General features: G+C 48.4%; 18 protein-coding genes and 1 pseudogene. 10 read left to right on the top strand and 9 right to left on the bottom strand.

Annotated elements, in window-relative coordinates; translation table 11 throughout:
- The first annotated feature begins 105 nt into the window (after window positions 1-105).
- A pseudogene (locus NSQ39_RS19585) lies at window positions 106-1,322 on the top strand (multidrug effflux MFS transporter).
- A gap of 39 nt (window positions 1,323-1,361) precedes the next feature.
- On the opposite strand, the gene bslB (NSQ39_RS19580) reads toward NSQ39_RS19585, so the two are convergent.
- Window positions 1,362-1,835: a biofilm surface layer hydrophobin BslB gene (gene bslB / locus NSQ39_RS19580; RefSeq protein ID WP_046129386.1), complete on the bottom strand. Its 474-nt coding sequence runs from the start codon at window positions 1,833-1,835 to the stop codon at window positions 1,362-1,364.
- A gap of 179 nt (window positions 1,836-2,014) precedes the next feature.
- On the bottom strand, window positions 2,015-2,593 hold the full coding sequence (bslB, locus tag NSQ39_RS19575) for a biofilm surface layer hydrophobin BslB (protein WP_046129387.1): 579 nt from the start codon (window positions 2,591-2,593) through the stop codon (window positions 2,015-2,017).
- A 313-nt stretch (window positions 2,594-2,906) separates the two neighbouring features.
- On the opposite strand from bslB (NSQ39_RS19575), the gene NSQ39_RS19570 reads away from it, so the two are divergent.
- Both NSQ39_RS19570 and NSQ39_RS19565 read left to right on the top strand, forming a co-directional pair.
- Window positions 2,907-3,566 carry a rhamnogalacturonan acetylesterase gene (locus NSQ39_RS19570; RefSeq protein WP_302052206.1) on the top strand — a complete coding sequence of 220 codons (660 nt, stop codon included), beginning with the start codon at window positions 2,907-2,909 and terminating at the stop codon, window positions 3,564-3,566.
- Window positions 3,567-3,674: 108 nt separating this feature from the next.
- A complete protein-coding gene (locus NSQ39_RS19565; RefSeq protein WP_175076545.1) occupies window positions 3,675-5,390 on the top strand; it encodes an ABC transporter ATP-binding protein in 1,716 nt (571 codons plus the stop codon).
- Between the two features lie 74 nt (window positions 5,391-5,464).
- On the opposite strand, the gene prpB is transcribed toward NSQ39_RS19565, so the two are convergent.
- The 6 genes from prpB to NSQ39_RS19535 form a co-directional block, all read right to left on the bottom strand.
- Window positions 5,465-6,382, bottom strand: coding sequence for a methylisocitrate lyase (gene prpB, locus NSQ39_RS19560; RefSeq protein ID WP_216898866.1), 918 nt, complete (start codon window positions 6,380-6,382; stop codon window positions 5,465-5,467).
- An 11-nt stretch (window positions 6,383-6,393) separates the two neighbouring features.
- Entirely contained in the window at window positions 6,394-7,827 is a 1,434-nt protein-coding gene (locus tag NSQ39_RS19555; protein ID WP_373688010.1) for a bifunctional 2-methylcitrate dehydratase/aconitate hydratase, read from the bottom strand.
- 39 nt (window positions 7,828-7,866) lie between these two features.
- A complete protein-coding gene (gene mmgD / locus NSQ39_RS19550) occupies window positions 7,867-8,982 on the bottom strand; it encodes a citrate synthase (RefSeq protein ID WP_046129392.1) in 1,116 nt (371 codons plus the stop codon).
- A 45-nt stretch (window positions 8,983-9,027) separates the two neighbouring features.
- Window positions 9,028-9,708 (bottom strand): GntR family transcriptional regulator, encoded by a 681-nt coding sequence (locus NSQ39_RS19545; RefSeq protein ID WP_175076542.1) that lies wholly within the window; start codon window positions 9,706-9,708, stop codon window positions 9,028-9,030.
- 135 nt (window positions 9,709-9,843) lie between these two features.
- Entirely contained in the window at window positions 9,844-10,692 is an 849-nt protein-coding gene (locus tag NSQ39_RS19540; protein ID WP_175076541.1) for a dTDP-4-dehydrorhamnose reductase family protein, read from the bottom strand.
- Window positions 10,689-11,675: a polysaccharide biosynthesis protein gene (locus NSQ39_RS19535; protein ID WP_175076540.1), complete on the bottom strand. Its 987-nt coding sequence runs from the start codon at window positions 11,673-11,675 to the stop codon at window positions 10,689-10,691. Before NSQ39_RS19535 ends, NSQ39_RS19540 begins: the two co-directional genes overlap by 4 nt.
- Before the next feature lie 239 nt (window positions 11,676-11,914).
- On the opposite strand from NSQ39_RS19535, the gene wecB reads away from it, so the two are divergent.
- The 7 genes from wecB (at window position 11,915) to licH (ending at window position 19,476) form a co-directional block, all read left to right on the top strand.
- Window positions 11,915-13,006 carry a non-hydrolyzing UDP-N-acetylglucosamine 2-epimerase gene (wecB, locus tag NSQ39_RS19530; RefSeq protein ID WP_175076539.1) on the top strand — a complete coding sequence of 364 codons (1,092 nt, stop codon included), beginning with the start codon at window positions 11,915-11,917 and terminating at the stop codon, window positions 13,004-13,006.
- A gap of 94 nt (window positions 13,007-13,100) precedes the next feature.
- A complete protein-coding gene (locus tag NSQ39_RS19525; RefSeq protein ID WP_175076538.1) occupies window positions 13,101-13,691 on the top strand; it encodes a DNA-3-methyladenine glycosylase in 591 nt (196 codons plus the stop codon).
- Between the two features lie 363 nt (window positions 13,692-14,054).
- The gene (locus tag NSQ39_RS19520; RefSeq protein ID WP_175076537.1) at window positions 14,055-16,001 is read left to right on the top strand and encodes a BglG family transcription antiterminator; all 1,947 of its coding nucleotides are present in this window, start codon (window positions 14,055-14,057) and stop codon (window positions 15,999-16,001) included.
- Between the two features lie 127 nt (window positions 16,002-16,128).
- Window positions 16,129-16,434, top strand: coding sequence for a PTS lichenan transporter subunit IIB (licB, locus tag NSQ39_RS19515; RefSeq protein WP_046129399.1), 306 nt, complete (start codon window positions 16,129-16,131; stop codon window positions 16,432-16,434).
- Window positions 16,435-16,450: 16 nt separating this feature from the next.
- Window positions 16,451-17,803 (top strand): PTS cellobiose transporter subunit IIC, encoded by a 1,353-nt coding sequence (gene celB, locus NSQ39_RS19510; RefSeq protein WP_175076536.1) that lies wholly within the window; start codon window positions 16,451-16,453, stop codon window positions 17,801-17,803.
- A 15-nt stretch (window positions 17,804-17,818) separates the two neighbouring features.
- Complete coding sequence (locus NSQ39_RS19505; RefSeq protein ID WP_175076535.1) at window positions 17,819-18,148, top strand: PTS lactose/cellobiose transporter subunit IIA; 330 nt, start codon at window positions 17,819-17,821, stop codon at window positions 18,146-18,148.
- Window positions 18,148-19,476, top strand: coding sequence for a 6-phospho-beta-glucosidase LicH (licH, locus tag NSQ39_RS19500; protein ID WP_175076534.1), 1,329 nt, complete (start codon window positions 18,148-18,150; stop codon window positions 19,474-19,476). The genes NSQ39_RS19505 and licH overlap by 1 nt, the downstream gene beginning before the upstream one ends.
- Window positions 19,477-19,518: 42 nt before the next feature.
- Here licH and NSQ39_RS19495 read toward each other — a convergent pair whose 3' ends face one another.
- A complete protein-coding gene (locus NSQ39_RS19495) occupies window positions 19,519-20,787 on the bottom strand; it encodes an MFS transporter (RefSeq protein ID WP_216898864.1) in 1,269 nt (422 codons plus the stop codon).
- Window positions 20,788-20,894 lie beyond the last annotated feature (107 nt).

The raw sequence follows: 20,894 nt of genomic DNA, 5'->3' as shown, positions 1-20,894 counted from the left end.
GGCCCGGTTTTTTCATTTGTCAGAAATGTAAAATTAGATATAATACGATGGAAGACTGGGACTTGCTGATCCGGCAGCAACATAAATGATTGAAAGGGTGATCCAATGAATATAGCAAACAACCAGGCCGGTGTTGCCGATCGGGCGAAAGCGCGGCCGAACCGCGTGTGGATTGCCGTGATATTGGGCATTTTATCCGGGATCGGTCCGATTGTGATCGATTTATATTTGCCGGGGCTGCAGATTTACATACGACTGCGTCCATCGTCCAGCTTAGCTTAACATCGTGCTTACTGGGACTGGCAGTCGGACAAATTGTTATCGGCCCTTTCAGTGATGTGCTCGGAAGGAGGCTGCCGCTGCTCGTATCATTGGCCGTTTTTGCCGCGGCATCTTTTTTGTGCGCGTTGAGCTCATCTGTCTGGGTATTGATCGCCATGCGGTTTATTCAAGGTGCGGCTGGAGCGGGCGGCATCGTGATATCCCGTGCGATTGCCCGTGATTTATATTCGGGTACTGAGTTAACGAAATTTTTCTCGCTGCTGATGCTCGTCAACGGGATAGCCCCGATCATCTCACCGGTGGCAGGCGGACAGCTTATGAAAGTGACTTCATGGAGCGGCGTCTTTTTCATTATCGGCGCTTTTGGCATCATCATCATTCTGGCCGTCATCATTGGAATTAAAGAGTCGCTTTCCCCGGAAAAGCGTACGGCAGGCGGTTTCAAAGAGACGTTCGTCTCTTTCGGAAAGCTTTTCGGCCAGCGGGCCTTTATGGGATATGCATTGGCTCAAGGGTTGATCGTAGCCGGGATGTTCGGCTACATATCTGCCTCTCCGTTCGTTTTGCAAAATATTTACGGGCTATCGGCCCAAGCTTTCAGCTTTTGTTTTGCAGTAAACGGCCTTGGCATTATCATCGCTGCCCAGATTACGGGGAGGCTGGCCGGCCGGTTCGGTGAAGCAGCCCTATTGAGATGCGGGCTGTTGATATCATTGACAGCCAGCCTGATCCTGTTCTTGTCCATCGCCTTTCATGCCCCGCTCATGTTTGTTTTGATCCCGCTCTTTATCGTCGTTTCCTGCATTGGAGTCGTGACGACGTCTGGCGGTTCTCTGGCCATGCAAAGCCAAGGGAAGTCAGCCGGGAGCGCATCGGCGCTTTTGGGGCTGCTGCCGTTTATTTTAGGCGCGGCTGCGGCGCCGCTCGTTGGCATCGCCGGAAGCCATACGGCGATGCCGATGGCTGTCGTCATTGTGTGCTGCAATATCAGTGCCGTGATCTGTTTTAAATCGCTGGCCGGACGCGCGGCGCAGGCGTAAAAAACTCCGGAGCGTGAACCTCCGGAGTTTTTTAACATTTTAGCGCGGAGCGATTTCCACCGTCGTTTCCGCATGGCCGTAGTTTCTTCCCCATTTTTGCAATTCCGCGGTGATTCTATGTGTGCCGGCATTCGGAAGCGTTTTTCGGACCATCACCAGCTTAAACTGGGAGGAGCTGAATGCATACACGGGAACTCTGACGGTTTGTCCGTCATTCAGAATCTGGGTATAGTTTAATGTTCTGCCGTTTAGCGAATCCCTTGTGTTCGCATGGAAGCGGTACGGGAAGTTAAATTCGACGTAGCTCGCGCCGACGAACATATTCGGTTTGTAGGTGACTTCAATGTCGGAAGTCGTCCATTCTTTATTACTTTGGGTGGTTTCGACATGAAGGGCCGGTTCGCTCCTGTAAAAAGCGGCATTTGCTTCCTGGGACGGAAGAATAAAAGAAAACAATGCTGCAGATGCTAGCAGGCCAACACGCATTTTTCCAATAAACTTACGTTTAAGCATCGATTAGTCCCTCCTAAACGGCAATTTGGCTTCTTTTCCTGCTCACTTAATCTATCATTATTTACCATACGGGTAAATATTTTTTGAAAAAAGTTCTAAAAACGTTTACATCTATTATTATGTATCAGAAGCAGTATGATCAGGAAGCCGGCTCCCAATGTGAGCCGGCCGGTATACATTTAACGAGGAACGATCTCCAGCGTAGCTTCCGCATGATTGATGTTCTTTCCGTTCTGCTGCAGTTCGGCTGTAATTCTGTGCGTGCCTGCGTTTGGAAGCGTTTTCCGAACCATCACCAGTTTGAATTCAGACGAACTCAATGCATAGACGGGTACTCTGACTGTCTGTCCGTCATTTAAAATTTGCGTGTAGTCAAGGGTTTTACCATTTAGCGTATCTCTTGTGCTTGCATGAAAACGGTACGGGAAGTTGAATTCAACATAGCTTGTACCGACGAATGTATTCGGTTTGTAAGTAATTTCGATATCAGAGGTTGTCCATTCTTTATTGCTGTTAACGGCTTTGACCTCAAGCACCGGTTTCTGAGTCGGGTTATCCGGCAGCGGATTATCAGGTTTCGGATATTGAGGCGGCTGCGGCTTAGGCTTAAATGGAGGCGGACAAAAAATCGGACCTCTGAAATGACTCGTGCTCACTTCCTGTGCATTTGCTTCATTGGTAGGAAGGATAAATGAAAACAGTGCTGCAGAAGTTAATAGACCAATACTGATTTTACTGATGATTTTTCGTTTAAGCATCAACATGTTCCTCCTAAATGGCAATGTGGTTAGAGGACGTCCGGAAAGCAGCAAGAAAAGGCGGCTATACGATCGCGATCAGCTAAATTCCTTTTCTTGTTTAATTAATCTATCACCATTTACCAAACAAGTAAATATTTTTACGTAAATTTCTTGAAAAAATTTAAAATATTCAATGATTGCTGCTAGTTTTCTGTATTTTACACATATAAAAGAGTCGTATAACGAACAAAATGGATAAATATGGATTAGTTATTGTTATTTTTCGATTTTCAGATTAATCTATTAAAAAACTTCCTGAGGGGGATTGAGGATGGAAAACATTCAATTGTTTCTGGCCGGTGATTCAACGGTGTCGTATTATGATGCTTCGGCTGCGCCGAGAGCAGGATGGGGACAGAGAATAGGGGCGTTTTTAAACCAGGGCGTCCTTGTGCACAATGAAGCGGCGTCAGGGAGAAGCTCAAAGAGCTTTATCGAGGAAGGAAGACTCGAACGGATCATGGAGCATATGCGAAACGGCGACTATTTGTTCGTACAGTTCGGCCATAACGATCAAAAGCCTGATGAGCGCCATACTGAGCCGTATGGTTCCTACCAGGCTTATTTGCGCAAATACGTTGAATGCGCCAGGATGAAACAGGCCAATCCGGTGCTGATTACGCCCGTTCAACGACGATCGTTCGATTCGGAAGGAAGGCTCCGCGACACTCACGGCGATTATCCGGATGCCATGAGACAGCTTGCTGCAGAACTTCGTGTTCCGCTCATCGACCTCACATCAAAAAGCGGCCGCCTGCTTCAGACTTTGGGACCCGAATCGTCAAAAAAGCTGTTTTTATGGCTGAAGCCCGGGGAACATCCAAACTACCCGGACGGAGCGGAAGACGATACCCATTTTTGCGAATACGGCGCAGGGGTAATCGCCGGGCTCGTGGCAGAGGGGGCGAAAGAAGCCGGGCTTGCGTTATGAGCTATTTGAGAATGTTATTCAATTATTTTTCGGAATTTTAGCACTTCATTATCTAATCTATGATACGATCTATTTCATAGAGATTTTTTAAAAGGAGTGCACTCTCTCATGATTCGCCGCTTTTTTTCATACTATAAACCTCATAAACGGCTGTTTATCATTGATTTTACAAGCGCGATCATCGTCGCCGCTTTAGAGCTCGCGTTTCCGCTCGTTGTTCAGTGGTTCATCGATACATTGATTCCAGGGGGCGACTGGGCCGAAATCGTCTGGGTCAGCATCGGACTATTATTCATCTATCTGATCAGCACCGGGCTTCAATATATCGTCAATTATCTCGGCCATAAACTGGGAATCAACATCGAGACCGACATGCGCCAGGAGCTGTTTCAGCATGTGCAGCGCCAATCGTTCAAGTATTTTGACAATACGAAGACGGGGCATATTATCAGCCGCATCACCAATGACCTTTTTGATATCGGAGAGCTAGCGCACCACGGGCCGGAGGATCTGTTTATCGCGGTCATGACCTTTTTGGGCGCGTTCTGGATCATGCTGACGATCAATGTGAAGCTGGCGCTTGTCGCCATTTTGTTCGTGCCGCTCTTGATCGTCCTGATCACGTATTCGAATGTTAGAATGAACAAGGCCTGGCGTGAAATGTACGGGGAAATTGCCGATGTTAACGCAAGGGTTGAGGACAGCGTCTCAGGCGTGCGAGTCGTCCAATCATTCACAAATGAACGTTATGAAATTTCGCGTTTTTTGAAAAACAACCAAAAGTTCCGCAAGGCAAAACTGAAAGGCTATAAAACGATGGCCATGACGACCGCCGGGACATTTTTAATGACGCGTTTCATGATTCTTTCCGTCCTCGTGTTCGGTGCGTGGCTCAGTTTTTCAGGAGGCATGACGTACGGCGAATTTGTCGGCTTTGTTCTTTACGTGAATGTCCTGTTTAAGCCGATTGATAAAATCAGCGCGATTTTGGAGCTTTACCCAAAAGGAATGGCCGGTTTCAAACGGTTTACGGAGCTGATTGATACAAAGCCGCTGATTGTCGACCGGAAAGATTCGATTGATGTTCCGGCTTTAGAAGGAAATATCGTCTTCCGAAACGTTACGTTTGGATATGAAGAGCATAAGCCTGTCTTAAACGGGATCGATTTAACGATAAACGCGGGTGAGACGGTAGCGTTTGTGGGGCCGTCGGGCGCGGGAAAAACGACGATCAGCTCGCTGATTCCGCGTTTTTACGACGTTGACGGCGGTTCGATTACGATTGACGGCATTGACATTCGCAAGATGACGAAGCGGTCCCTGCGTTCACAAATCGGCATCGTTCAGCAGGACGTTTTCCTGTTTACGGGGACGCTGCGCGAAAACATTGCATACGGGAAATTGGATGCAACTGATGAAGATATCAGGCGTGCGGCCAAAATGGCTCATTTGGAGGAGCTGATCGAGTCGCTTCCGGACGGTTACGAAACCGAGGTCGGCGAAAGGGGACTGAAGCTTTCAGGCGGCCAAAAGCAGCGGATCGCGATCGCGAGAATGTTTTTGAAAAACCCGCCTATCCTCATTTTGGATGAAGCGACATCCTCCCTTGACACGGAAACGGAACGAATCATTCAAAATGCGTTGACAGAGCTGTCCAAAGACAGGACAACGCTCATCATCGCCCACAGGCTCGCCACCATTAAGAATGCCGACCGGATTGTCGTGGTAACGGAAAACGGTATTGCAGAAGAAGGATCACACGATGAATTGGTTGAAAAGGGAGGAATATTCGCCAGTCTACATCGCGTTCAGTATCAGTCGTGATATGAAAAGGGCAAGCCCGGATGCGGGCTTGCCTCTTTTGCATTGCTGCGGTTAGCTTAAACCGGTCCGGAATATCAGCGGTTTTCTTTACCGATCTCGGGCAGTACGGTTTTTGCGATCGTCTCGTCGAGCTTTTCGTAATCATAGTAATGAATGGCATCGTAAAGTTCTTCACGCGTCTGCAGATCGTTCAGCACGCCTTTTTGCGTGCCTTTTTCGTAAATTTCCGTAAATGTGCGTTCATACGCTTTTGCCGCGGCGCGCAGGGAAGTGACCGGATAGATCACCATGCTGAATCCGAAAGATTGAAATTCTTCGGCCGTAAAATAAGGCGTTTTTCCGAATTCGGTCATATTGGCGAGCAATGGGGCATTGACGGCAGACGCGATTTCTTTGAATTCGGCTTCGCTTGTCAGCGCCTCTGGAAAAATCGCGTCAGCCCCCGCTTCTTTGTATAGAATGGCCCGCCTGATGGCAGCTTCTGTCCCTTCCACCGCTTTTGCATCCGTACGAGCCACGACCACAAGGGAAGGAGCGGTTTCTTTGATTGCTTTAATTTTTGCGATCATGTCTTCTATCGGGATCAGCGTTTTTCCGTTTAAGTGCCCGCATTTTTTGGGAAGCTGCTGATCTTCGATTTGAACGGCCGCGACTCTGCTCTCAACCATTTCGGCCGCTGTACGCGCGGCATTCAGCACCCCGCCGTAGCCTGTGTCTATGTCGACTAAGACGGGCAGGTTGGCGGCTCTGACAAGCTCGCGGGCTTTATCCGCCATTTCTTCCGAATGGATCATGCCGAGATCGGGCATGCCCCGGCTTGCCGTATAAGCGGCGCCTGACAGGTAGAGCGCTTTGAAGCCGACGTTTTTGGCGGTGATGGCTGCCATTCCGTCATGGACGCCGGGGATTTTAAGGATGTCCGGTGATTTGATAAGCCTTCTGAAAGCGTCGGCCAGCTCGCACTGGCTTGCTTGTTTCGTAACAATCCACATATGAATTCCCCCTAGATTACAAACAGTTCCATAAAGTCCGGGACGGTTGTGTTCTTTAATTGTTGCGGATCATCCAAGAGAGTATTGATATTCTCCGCCTGTCTTGCAGGAAAACGCGTTTTCAGATTGCTGACGAATTTTTCTTTTAGCAGAGGGATGCCTTCATCCCGCCTGCGGCGATGGCCGATCGGGTACTCGATGGCGATATTCTCCGAATGTGTGCCGTCTTTATAAAATACTTGAACAGCGTTTGCGATGCTTCGTTTTTCCGGATCGAGGTAATCGGCGGAATACTGTTTGTTTTCCACCGTTTTCATTTTCGCACGGAGGCGGTCGATCTCCGGATTATGTGCGATTTCGTCTTCATAATGTTCAGCGGTAATCTCCCCGTAAATCAGCCCGATTGCCGTAATATACTGCAAGCAGTGGTCGCGGTCTGCCGGGTTGTGCAGCTTTCCGGTTTTGTCGATGATTCTGATGGCGGATTCGTGGGTCGTGATTACGATACGGTCAATGTCATCAAGTCTGTCCTTCACTTGGCCGTGAAGCTGAATCGCCGCTTCAGCCGCTGTTTGGGCGTGGAATTCGGCCGGATACGAAATTTTAAAGAGGACGTTTTCGATGACATAAGAATCGAGCGGCCTTGCAAGCGTCAACTCTTTTCCTCCAAACAGCACGTCCTGGAATCCCCACGTCGGCGCGGACAGAGCCGTGTGATAGCCCATTTCGCCTTTTAAGGTCATAAGGGCAAGCCGCACGCTTCTGCTTGTCGCATCGCCTGCAGCCCATGATTTCCGCGAGCCGGTGTTCGGCGCATGGCGGTATGTCCTGAGGCTTGAGTTGTCGACCCATGCCTGTGAAACGGCATTGATCACATCCTGTTTCGTTCCGCCCAATAGAGAGCATGCCACAGCCGCAGAAGCGACTTTGACGAATAAGACATGGTCAAGTCCGTTTCTGTTCAGGCTGTTGTTGAGTGCGAGGATTCCCTGGATTTCATGAGCTTTCACAATCGCCGTAAGCACATCGCTCATTGTGAGCGGTTCTTTTCCCGCGGCGAGCCGCTGTCTGCTCAAGAAGTCTGCGCATGCTAAAATCGCCCCAAGGTTGTCAGACGGATGGCCCCATTCAGCGGCAAGCCATGTGTCATTATAATCAAGCCAGCGAATCATGCAGCCGATGTTAAATGCGCCTTGGACCGGGTCCAGTTCAAATTGGGTGCCCGGTACGCGGACGCCGTTCGGGACAACCGTTCCGGGGACGATCGGCCCGAGGTGCTTTGTGCACTCGGGAAATTTGAGGGCCAAGATACCGCAGCCGAGCGTATCCATTAGAACGTAGCGGGCCGTCTCGATCGCCTCTTCACTCGTGATTGTCGCATGTACCGCGTAATCTGCAATGTCTTCAAGCAACCGGTCACACGATTGAGCCGTTGTACTTTGCATAACCATCTAAAGCATCCCTTCCTTCCGTATAAATGTTGTTTATGGCTGAAGACCGCGCGGCCCTGTGTAGCGAACCCGCGGACGAAACAGTCTGTTTTCGTCATGCTGTTCAATGACGTGCGCGCTTAAGCCGGCCGATCGCGCCGCGAAGAAAATCGGGGTGTACAGATCGATCGGAATGCCGAGCAGGTAATAGACCGGGGCGGCGTAATAATCTAGATTCGGATACAGCCCTTTTTCTTCGCGCATCAGCGTTTCACCGGCATCACACATATCGTATAAGTCCTGCCTCCCCGTTTTGTGAGAGAGCGAAAACAGGGCTTTTTTCAACAATGCGGCCCTCGGGTCCATCTTTCTCATATAGACACGGTGGCCAAATCCCATAATCTTTTCTTTATTGGCTAATTTTTGCTGGATCAGTTTGATAAAGCCGGATTTTGTTTCACCTTCGAGAAGCATATGCATGACGGCTTCATTTGCGCCGCCGTGCAGGTTCCCTTTTAGGGACGCGGCTGCTCCTGTAAAGGCGCCGTATATATCCGAATTGGTCGACGCGATGACCCTGGCGGCAAACGTGGAATTCGGCATTTCGTGCTCGCTGTAAAGCACAAGCGTCTGATCAAAGACGTCCGTTTCCTGTTCGCTCGGCTCTTTACCCGTGAGCATGTATAAAAAGTTCTGGCTGTATGACATCTGTTTATTCGGCATAATCGTCTTCTGCTGATGTAGTATGCGGTAGCTGTTTGCGGCAATGTTCGGCACCTGTGCGATCAAGCGAAGCGCTTTTGCCGCATTTGCCGCTTTCGACCGGTCATTCAGTTCAGGGTCATACCCCGACAAAGCCGAAATCCCGGTTCTGAGCGCATCCATTGGGTGGGTATCTTGAGGAAGTGTTGACAGAATGGTGTAAATCCCGTTGGGAAGATCATAAGCGTTCTTTAAAGCGCTTTCAATTCCTTTTAGCTCCATCGCATCCGGTAGCTTGTTTTGGATGAGGAGATACAGGATATCCAGATACGTTTTTTGTTCGGCAAGCCTGATTAAATCATAGCCTCTGATGACGATTTCTTCAGCCGCGGTATCCAGGTAGGAAATTCCCGTTTCACCGGCGACAACACCCTCTAATCCCGGTTTAAAAACATCGTGTTTGCCCATTTTTCCACCTCATTTTCGTTTTTTTAAAAACGAGGCATCGGCTGTTTAGCGGTTGAGTGTATAGCTTTGGAGCGTTTCTTCAATGGAATGTAGGCTTCGTCTGATATGGGAGCGCATGGCTGCTTCTGCCTGACGTTCGTTTCTTTCCTTGACGGCATGATAGATTGCCAAATGTTCATTGAAGGATACCGATGGTTTGTAATGAGGATTTTTGTATCCGCTGATTCTCCGGTACCGTTCGATCCTGTTTTCCAATTGTTCGAGAAATCGCTTGGCTGTTAGATTTACACTGATGGATTGCAAGATAGAATGAAATTCAGAACCGTATTTGACCGTATCCGTATGGCGGTCTTTGGCGGCAGCCATCTTCATTAATTCGAGCCGGTCTTCAAGCTGGTGAAGCTGCTCCGTCGTGGCAAGCCGTGCGGCCTCGGCGGTCAGCAATCCTTCCAGCGCTTCACGGACCTTAAAAACCTCTTTCGCCTCTTCCGGTGAAATCGGACAGACGCGGAGCCGGCCGTTTGGCTGTTTATTGACCAATCCTTCAAGCTCCAGCCTGTAAAGAGCCTGGCGCAGCGGAGTTCGGCTGATTTCCAAGTCCTTTGCAAGATTGTCTTCTACGAGCTGTTCAGAAGGCGAATATTCGAGTTCGATGATTTTTTTTCTGATTTCATTGTAGGCGTAATCACTTGCAGACTGTCTTTTGACTGGATTTGCAGAGCTCATGAAAAAATGTCACCCCTCCTTTTTCTGAATATAAATATAATTGTATACAATTATCCCGATGTGTCAATGCATCGTTTTCCATAAAAAAACAAACACCATCCCTCTTTTCTTAAAGGGGCGGGTGTTTGCTTTTTTTTACGCATATTGATATAGGTGGGGCCGGTCGTCGATCCATCGTTTTAATTCTTCAAGCATTTGCTCATAGCTGACAGGCTGATACGGCACATCATCCCTCGTCATGACGAGGCTTTTATCAGAGCGCACGTCATCATCGGGGATGATCGACACACCTCTCTCAAACGTCTGATTGATGGAGAGGAGCAATTCATATTTTGAGATGAAGCGGTTTCCGGTCAGATGAATGAGACCGGTTAACCGATGCTTAAGCAGCTCCTCAATCGCCTTTGCAAGTTCAAGCGTCGTCAATCCGTTCCAGAAACCGTTTCTAAACCCTGTGATCGTTTCCTTTTGATTCATGAACCAATGAAACAAACCGATGCCGTCTTTCAGTTCAGGTCCAATAATGGACGTTCTGATCGTGAGGTTTCTGTCATCTATGACTTCACCAAGGCTTTTCGTTTGCGCATAGACTGAACCTCCATCTTTTGCATCTGTTTCGGTATATTTTCCTTTCGAGCCTGAAAAAACGCAATCGGTGCTGATGTGAATCAGGTAATAATGATAGTTGCCGCTCATGTCGGATAACAGGTGAGGCAGAATGCTGTTGACATGGATTGCATCGAGCAGATGATGGCGCGCGGCGTCATTTAATATCCCGGTCGCATTGATGACGACGTCGGGGTTCACTTTTTCCAGCAGCTTTTTTAATTCATCTGTGTTCGTGACGTCCAAAAAAAAGCAGTGCGGATCATCTGGCAAGGAATGGCGCTGTGTCCAGAATACGTCGTATTGCGTTTTGGACGCAAAAAATTCCTTCAAGACGTGGCCGGCCATGCCGTTCCCGCCCAAAATCAACAGTTTCACTTAATGAATCCCCCTTCCCTTAGCAGTTCTGCAATCTCGGGTTTCGTCATTAAAAGGTCGTTGGATTGGTACTTCTCAAAGGTCGCTTTTGGATATGTCCGGTAGTGACGGGCCAGCTTTTCTGAAGGATGGGAAGGCAGAATGACATAGTGTTCGGAATCGAAAAGGTAAGTATACGGAACCTCATGATCGGAAACGAGCACTTCGTGGAGCTTTTCTCCAGGCCTGATTCCGATTTCTTTAATTCCGACAGAACTTCCCATCGCTTCGATCAGGACTTCTGCAAGATCCAATATATTGCAGGCCTTCATTTTCATTACGAAAATTTCTCCGCCCAGCGCTTCCTCTGAAGCCTTGAGCAGCAAGTCAATCGCTTCGCCGACTGTAAGAAAGAATCTTGTCATCTCTTTTGACGTCAGCGTGAGATCCTCTCCCTTCTCTATAAAGCGCTTAAAGAGCGGCACCACGCTTCCGTTTGTCCCCAGCACGTTTCCGCCTCTGATGCAGACGAAATCGGTGCGGCCGCTGTAATCGTTGGCACGGATCATCAGCCTTTCGCCCAGCGCCTTGGTCATTCCGTAGAAGTTGACCGGATCGGCCGCCTTATCGGTTGACACGTCAATCACTTTCTTGACCCGCTGGGCGAGCGCTGCGCGTATGACGTTCTGCGTTCCGACGACGTTTGTCTTTAACGCTTCGTCAGGCTGTCCCTCGCATATCGGGACATGCTTCAATGCTGCCAGATGAAAGATATAATCGATATCCTGGCAGGCAGACTCCAAAGAAAGATAGTCCCTTACATCACCGATGATGAACGTTAAGGAAGGATGGTGATTGAATTCTCGCTGCATGCCGATTTGTGTAAATTCGTTCCTCGAAAAAATCCTGATCTCCTTTGGTTTATATAATAATAGTTTTTTGGTAAGTTCCGTTCCCCAGGAACCTGTACCTCCTGTAAGCAGTATTCGGGCGTTTTTAAACATACTACTCCTCCTAAAAACAGATCGTTTGATAGACTGTCAAAACTAGCATATAAATGTATATGTTTTGCAGGAAATTTTGTGTGATAGAACCGCCTGATGCGAGAAAAAATAAGCCATATTAAGAGGTTATCGATTGATGGCACACCATTTTTTTCGAAATGAATATATATATATAGATTTTTTCAGCGCTAGATTGATCAATCATAAAAAATGTTCAACAGCCAAAAAGGAGCAAGATGATGAAAATCATGACGATTCTCGGGACCAGGCCGGAGATCATCCGCTTAAGCCTGATCATCGGCAAGCTTGATCAATTTGCCGGTCAGCACATATTGGTCCACACTGGTCAAAACTATGACGCGAGCTTGAGTGAAATTTTTTTTGATCAATTAAAGGTGAGGCTGCCGGATTATCATATTAAACCGTCTCGGCATTCAACAGGCGCGCAAATCGGCGAAATCTTCACCGAGGTCGAAAAGCTGATATTGAAGCTTGAGCCCGATAAACTGCTCGTGCTCGGTGATACAAACAGCGCGCTTTGCGCTTTTCTGGGCGAAAGGTACGGCATTCCGGTCTATCATATGGAGGCCGGCAACCGCTGCTTCGACAACTCGGTTCCAGAAGAAATCAACCGCAGGGTGATCGATTCGATCGCATCTTTCAACCTCCCCTATACAAGAGTTGCCAAAGAAAATCTGGAAAGGGAAGGCATGCATCCGCAAAGGATATGGGTATCGGGAAATCCGATTTATGAAGTGATGAACCATTACCGGGATGACATTTCAAAACGAAAGCCGCTTGATGCCTTGAATGTACAGAGCAAATCTTTCATATTGGTAACGGCGCACCGGGCGGAAAATGTAGATCATAAAAAGCGGCTGCAAAATATTGTTGATGCCCTGGCATCGCTCGCCGGGACACACAAAATACCGGTTATTTGCAGCGTTCATCCAAGAACAAGAGACCGTTTGCAAAAATTCGGCATTCAAAACGATGAAGGCTTGCTGAAATTTTGCGAACCGTTTGGATTTTTTGATTTCGTTAACCTTCAGCAGCATGCAAAATGCGTCATCACGGACAGCGGAACGGTTCAGGAAGAAAGCTGCATACTCAAAGTGCCTTCGGTTACGATCAGGAACAGCACCGAACGGCCCGAAACGGTCATGTGCGGAAGCAATGTAGTGTCAGGGCTTGAAACGGAGCGGATCGTCGATGCGGCGGAGCTGATGATGCAGGCCAAAACGGATTGGGAGCTGCCGGAATGTTATGATGATCCACTAGTATCAGACAAAATCGTCCATTTTATCTTAGGCGGCCTGAGACATGTTTGACTGACATCTTGAAGCCTTCTATTTCTGGCAAACGTCTGTTGAAAAATGTTAAAATTTATCACAATCAATAGATGCTGCAAAGGAGGCTTCTTCCATGAACCAAGCTTACGAGCTCCTTCCGCCGGAATTCTACCGCATGCCGACGCTTGAGCTGGCGCGGTCGCTTTTAGGGTGTCTTCTGGTCAAAGAAACGGAGGAAGGGATCGCGTCAGGATATATTGTAGAAACCGAGGCTTATAAAGGGCCGGGGGACAGGGCGGCCCACAGCTATGGAAACCGCCGGACAAAACGGACGGAAGTGATGTATCGGGAAGCGGGCCGGGCCTACACGTATACGATGCATACCCATACGCTGTTCAATGTAGTCAGCGCGGGTATCGACGAGCCCGAAGCCGTCCTCGTCAGGGCGGTTGAACCGCATGAAGGCGTGCTGCTGATGGAGAAAAGGAGAAGCGGAAAAAAGCCCCGCGATTGGACGAACGGACCGGGAAAATTGACGAAGGCGCTCTCCATCACAATGGATGATTACGGGAGATTGCTGACGGAGCCCCCTCTCTATATCGCCAAAGGATATATCCCGGACGACATTTCCTGCGGGCCGAGGATCGGCATTGAGAATTCGGGGGAAGCGCGGGAATACCCTTGGCGGTTCTGGGTGAAGGGAAACCGGTACGTCTCAAGATAAAAAACGGCAGGTTTGGCTCAACATTTAACCGGGTAATCATCCATAAAAACGGGTAGGGAGTCATGCCTGCCATGAAAAAACTGTTGAAACGCGCGGTAAAATGGACACCTGTCATTTATCCGATCGCACGGAAAATCATAAAAGACCGAAAAGCCAAAAAAACGTGACAGCCGGCCGCTCCGGCTGTTTTTTCGTTGTTACCTCCTATTGCCCAAATTGACTTGAAAACGACATTATAATAGAGTTTACTTAAATATGAGAGAAATTTCACAAAAAGAATGAATATAGTGTAAACAGCAGGAAAAGGAATCTGCCTGTTTGTTCTAAGGTTTAAGCGATACATATGTGAGGGAGGGCTTTTCTATGCTCAATGCTCGGCTCAGCAATATTCTCAGCGAATTGATGACAGCGGACTCACCCTTGACCAGCGCATATTTGGCAAACGGATTGAATGTTACCTCCAGAACGATCAGATCAGATATAAAAGAACTAGACCATCTTCTCTCTAAAAACGGGGCTTCCATCACATCCATCAGAGGCGCCGGTTACCGGCTGTCCATCCAAAATGACCACCTCTTTCGGCAATTATTGCAAAATACGTTCCAAGAAGAATTTTCGCATCCCGTTTTTCCGAATGAACGCATTCTCTATCTATTAAAAAGACTGCTGCTGACAGATGAGTATCTCAAGCTTGAAGATTTGGCCGACGAAATGTTCATCAGCAAATCGACGGTTCAAAACGATATGAGAGACGTTCGAAAAAGGCTGAAATCGTACGATATAGAATTGGAGATCAAACCGAATTACGGATTCAGGCTAAAAGGGGATGAAATAAAGCTGCGCTATTGCATGGCTGAACATATTTTTCCGAAAAGGGAAACGGAAATTGACATCCTGAACACCCGGATTTCCATTCTGCCGAAAAAAGAGCTGGAGATGATCCGCCAGACGATTTTGGAAAGGATCAACGAAGGCCAGATTTCCCTGTCTGATATCGGACTGAACAACTTATTGATTCACATTGCCATCGCCTGCAAACGAATCCGCAGCGGAAAACGCGTCTCGCTTTTTTCACAGGACGTCAAGGAAATTATGAATCATAAAGAATATGGCGTCTCCCGGAAGATTGTCCGGGCGCTGGAAGAAAAGCTGAAGGTGACGTTCCCGGAAGAAGAAACGGCCTATATTGCCATTCATCTGATGGGAGCAAAAAGAACGGCGATGGCGAAGCTCAGCAAGGATAAAATGGAAGGCTTTATCGATGCGGAAACCGACAGGCTTACGGAATTGATGCTGGAGGAGATCGAGCAAAAATTCAAGCTCGGCATTAAAAACGACAAAGAATTGAAAATCGGCCTCAGTCTTCACTTAAAGCCGGCTTTAAATCGCTGCCGCTACGGAATGAACATCAGAAATCCGATGCTCGACGCCATTAAAGCCAACTATCCGCTTGCTTTTGAAGCAGGAATCCAAGCCGGCGAAGCGATCAAAAAGGAAACGGGGTTCGACATTCAGGAAAGCGAAGTCGGCTATCTCGCTTTGCATATCGGCGCTGCTATGGAAAGAAGGAAAATGAATACCCCGTCAAAGCGCTGTATGATCGTCTGCGCCTCAGGAGCAGGAAGCGCCATGCTTCTTCAGGACAGACTGCGTTCGAAATTCGGCTCAAAGCTTGAGATTATTGGAACAGTCGACTATTATAAGCTGAATCAAATCCCGCTTCATGCCCTCGATTTTGTGATCAGCACCATTCCGCTTCCAAAAGAGCTCCCGATACCCGTCGTGAAAGTAAATGCGATTCTCGGCGGGGAGGATCTGGCAAGAATCGAGCATATTCTCGCCCCGGATACAGAGCTGGCCGCGAAGTATACACGTAAGGAGCTTGTCTTCCTGCAGGAAGATTTTCAATCAAAAGAGGACGTCTTGCGCTTTCTTTGCGATCAGGTAACAGCGCTCGGCCTTGCTGAAGAAGGGTTTGAAGCGTCGGTTTTCGAAAGGGAGTCTGTTGCGCCGACATGCTTTGGGAATCTTGTCGCTATTCCCCATCCGATGACCCCGCAAACGGATGCTACGTTCTGGGCGGTATGCACGCTGCAAAAGCCGATAGAATGGCAGGGTAAAAGAGTTCAATTCATCTGCCTTCTTTGCGTTGAAAAAGGCAATACATCCAATCTCCAGAGCATGTACAAGTTATTGGGCAACGTTTTAGACGATCGGTCAATCGTTAGGGAGCTGCTGAAATGCAAGACGTATGAGGCGTTTATGTCCGTTTTCAGAAAGAACAGCCGGATCCAGCCCTTTTCCGAATAATACTTGTCCCCCTGTCTTTTTTCCGGAGGGCTGAGGAAAATCATTGAGTTAATATGAAAGCGGTTTCATATTATGATAAAACCGTAAAACATATAAGAACTAAACCGGAAAAGGGGGACATCTAAACATGAACATCTTATTGGCCTGTGCAGCAGGCATGTCAACTAGTCTGCTCGTTACGAAAATGGAAAAGAGCGCAGAGGAACAAGGGAAAAACTATAACATTTGGGCCGTCTCCGGGGGAGAAGTCCAGAATCATATCGATAAAGCCGATGTATTGCTTCTCGGTCCGCAAGTCCGCTATATGCTTCCCCAATTAAAAAAGCTGGGAGAGTCAAAAGGCGTACCCGTCGACGTCATCAATACGGTCCATTACGGAACCTGCAATGGAGCAGAAGTGCTGAAATCCGCTGAACGGCTTGCCGGGGCTTAGAAGGAGGACGGGGGATGTGAATAAATTCAACCTGTTCTTAGAAGAGAAGGTCATGCCGATCGCCGGCCGGATAGCGGCACAGCGCCATTTGCAGGCACTGAGGGACGGCATCATTCTGACCATGCCGCTGATTATTATCGGTTCGCTGTTTCTCATTTTGGCGAATTTGCCGATTCCCGGCTATGCCGATTTCATGGCGGGCATTTTCGGCGACAAGTGGGCCGAGAAGCTAAGCTACCCGGTAGGTGTCAGTTTTGATATTATGGCGCTTATCGCAACCTTTGGAATCGCTTACCGCCTTGCCGAAAAATACGGCATCGATGCGCTGTCATCAGGAGCAATCGCGGTAGCGGCTTTCCTTCTGGCAACGCCTTATCAGTTTCCGTTTACACCGGAAGGCTCCACTCAGGAAATTCTCGTATCAGGCGGAATTCCGATTTCCTTAATGGGAAGCAAAGGCCTGTTTGTCGGCATGCTGATCGCGATGTTTTCCACTGAAATATACCGCTGGGTCGTTCAGAAAGACATCGTCGTGAAGATGCCTGACGGCGTTCCGCCGGCCGTAAGCAAGTCATTTATCGCCCTGATTCCTGGATTTTCCGTCATCGGTCTGATCTGGCTTGCCCGACTTTTGATCGAAATCACGCCTTTTGAAAGCCTGCACAATGTCATCAATGTAGTGTTGGGTACGCCGCTCTCCATACTCGGAGGCAGCCTCGGCGGAAGCCTTGTTGCCGAAACCGTCCAACAGCTGCTGTGGTCCTGCGGTTTGCACGGGGCGAATATTGTAGGCGGGGTCATGTCGCCGATCTGGTATGGCGCAATGGATGAAAACCGTCTTGCTTTTCAAGCAGGCGAAGTTCTGCCGAACATTTTTACTACCCAGTTTTTCGAAATCTGGATTAATATCGGCGGTAGCGGAGCGACCTTGGCGCTCGTCGTCACGATGGTTCTCAGGGCGCGAAGCAAGCAGATGAAGCAGCTCGGTAAACTTGCAATCGGGCCGGCTATTTTTAATATCAATGAACCGATTATTTTCGGAATGCCGATCGTCATGAACCCGATGCTTTTGCTTCCGTTTATCGTCTCACCGCTCTTGATGATGGTCGCAACCTACATCGGAATGAGCACGGGGCTCGTCGCAAAACCGGCTGGAATCGCAGTCCCTTGGACGATGCCGCCGCTCTTCTCGGGCTATTTGGCAACCGGAGGGAAAATTTCGGGAGCGGTCATGCAGTTCATCAATCTGTTTATTTCGTTTGCCGTGTACTACCCGTTCTTTAGGATGTGGGATAAGCAAAAGCTGAAAGAAGAAAACGAACTCGAAACTGTGCCGCCTGCAAATGAAAATCAGCAGATCGGCGTATAAAAAGGGGGTGCAGTCATGACCGAGGAGTTGGAGCAGACGATTTTTCAAATCATTCTGCACGGGGGAAACGGCAGGAGCTTTTGCATGGAGGCGATTGCTGCTGCGAAGAAAGGCGATTTTGCCGAAGCGAAAAAAAAGATCCGGGAAGCCGATGAGGAATTGATCAAGGCTCATCACTTTCAAACGGCCCTTATCCAAAACGAAGCCAAAGGGGCAAAAACAGAGCCCACGCTGTTGATGATTCATGCGCAAGACCACTTAATGAACGCGATGACAATGAAAGATTTGGCGTCGGAAATTGTTGATTTATACGAAAACATGAATATCCGCGGAGGTGTCAATTAATGAAAAAAGGCTTGAAAATCGTAACGATTGGCGGAGGGTCAAGCTATACGCCCGAGTTGGTTGAAGGATTGATCAAAAGATATGATGAGCTGCCGGTAAGCGAACTGTGGCTTGTCGATATTCCGGAAGGGGAAGAAAAACTCAACATCGTCGGCACGCTGGCAAAGCGAATGGTTGAAAAGGCGGGTGTCCCGATCGATGTCCATCTGACGCTTGACCGCAGAGAGGCCTTGAAAGACGCAGATTTCGTCACCACCCAATTTCGCGTCGGTCAGCTTGAGGCAAGGGCAAAGGATGAAAGGATTCCGTTAAAATACGGTGTTATCGGCCAGGAAACAAACGGTCCCGGCGGCTTGTTTAAAGGACTCCGCACCATTCCGGTCATTCTCGGTATCGCAAAGGACATCGAAGAGCTTTGTCCTGACGCGTGGCTTGTCAACTTTACAAATCCGGCAGGCATGGTGACGGAAGCGCTGCTTCGCTACTCAAATCTGACGAAACTCGTCGGTCTGTGCAATGTGCCGATCGGCATGAAAATGGGAGTGGCAAAAGCGCTTGATGTTGATGAAAGCCGCGTGGAAATCCAATTTGCCGGTTTGAATCATATGGTGTATGGACTCGATGTCTTCCTCGACGGCGTCAGCGTCAAAGACAAAGTGATCGAGGCAATGGCGGATCCGGCAAATGCGATGACGATGAAAAACATTTCCGGCGAATCGTGGGAGCCTGACTTCATCCGCGGCCTTGACCTGATTCCGTGCGGCTACCATCGCTACTATTATAAAACGAAGGAAATGCTTGAGCATGAAATAGAGGCTTCAAAAACGGAGGGAACCCGCGCCGAAGTCGTTCAGAAAGTGGAAAAAGAACTGTTCGAATTATATAAAGACCCAAATTTGGCGATAAAGCCGCCGCAGCTTGAAAAGCGGGGAGGGGCATATTACAGCGATGCGGCCTGCAACCTGATCAGCTCAATTTATAATGACAAGCACGACATTCAGCCTGTCAATACGATGAACAATGGTGCGATCGCAAGCATTCCTGACGATTCTGCGGTAGAAGTGAACTGCGTCATAACGAAAAACGGTCCAAAACCGATCGCGGTCGGAGATTTGCCGGTCAAAGTCAGGGGCCTTGTCCAACAGATCAAATCGTTTGAACGCGTCGCGGCTGAAGCCGCCGTGACCGGAGACTACAACACGGCTCTTGTCGCCATGACGATCAACCCGCTCGTTCCGTCTGATAAGATCGCCAAGCAAATACTGGACGAAATGCTTGAAGCACACAAAGAGCACCTTCCGCAGTTTTTTAAATCAGTCGAAGCATAGATGGATTGCCAAGGTTCCGGCAGCTCGCCGGAACCTTTGTTTTTACATATTGGCGCTTGCTTCTTTTTCTTTTTGAAGATCTGCACGGCTCGCTTTGGCAAGCTGTGTAAACAGCAATATTCCAATGCCGGAAAGGATTTCGATGAAACCGCCGATTGCGATCACCTTGCCCGCGCTGAGAATTTGTGCAGCATATCCGCAGGCGATCGCACCGAGAGGAAGCGATAGGTTTGTGATCGTATGAATAATTGCGTACACCTGAGGCTGATCATCGCCTTCCACAGACGTTTGAATGATCGTAAACTCCGGAACATTGATCGAGCTGATTGCGGCTCCAAAGGCAAAGGCGGCGAGAAAGACGAGCGGCAAAAACGTATTCAGCCCCGTAATGAAATAGGCCGTTCCTTCCAATATCCCGGCTGTAATAAAGAGCAGCCCGTACCTGTTGATTTTTACTTTGGCAAGGATGAATCCCAATAAAAACGCTCCTCCGGCTGTCGTAGCCTTCAACAGCGAATGGATGAACGGCGTGCCGTTTAAATCTTCCGCTACATAAACCGCTGAAAGCGCCTCCCATGGCGATGCCGCGAGATTCATGAATATGCAATAAATCGCAAGCGGGAATAACACCTTATGATGCCGCACAAGAGTAAATCCCCTTTTCAGCCTTGCAAAATATGTGCCTCTTGGTTTGGAAGCGTCTGATTCAGCATGCTGCTGAGCCATCTGCTGCTTAATGCAGAGGACAAAAAAACCTGAAATGATATAGAGTGTGAACGATGTGATCAGGGTCGGCGCAGGACCGATAAACGTAAGAAGCACCCCGCATAATGTAACAGCACCAAGCCTCACAATTTCCGAGGAAGACTGGAGAATTGCGTTAGCTTTTTGAATCAGCTGTTCATTCACGATCTGGGGAATCAATGTAATGGACGCCGGGTTGTATGTCGCGCCGGTCGCCGAATGGATAATCATCAGCCCGAGGACAAACCACATCGGCGAAAAGCCGTTATAGTAGCATAACGGAATAGCAAGTACGATGACTGCTCTCGTCAAGTCAGAAAAATACATCCAGAATTTCAGCGCGCTTCTTTTCACCAATGGACCTGCCAGCGGCGCCAGAAAGGCCTCAGGCAAAAAGGTGACGGCGAGCAGAAGGGAGGTGCCGATTGCGCCTTTCCCGTCAAAGATCAAAAACCATAAAATAGAGTTGAAGGCGAAGCAGTCGGCTGAAATCTTAATGATTCTGGAAAAAAAGAGAAACGTGAAGTTTTTTTTCCAGACGCTTATTTCTCCATTTTTTTTCTCCATCTTCAAAGTCCTTTCTTCATTGCTGCCTGAACGGTTTTAATGTCTCCTTTCAAGTAAGAGTAGAGTTTCATATGTATGTAGATGATTTTAACATATTTTATATAAAA

The organism is Bacillus sp. FSL W8-0848, from assembly GCF_038007805.1.
In the GTDB taxonomy this organism is placed as follows: Bacteria; Bacillota; Bacilli; order Bacillales; family Bacillaceae; genus Bacillus; species Bacillus glycinifermentans.
The sequence above is the reverse complement of the archived record's forward strand: the minus strand, read 5'-3'. Positions and strand labels throughout refer to the sequence as shown.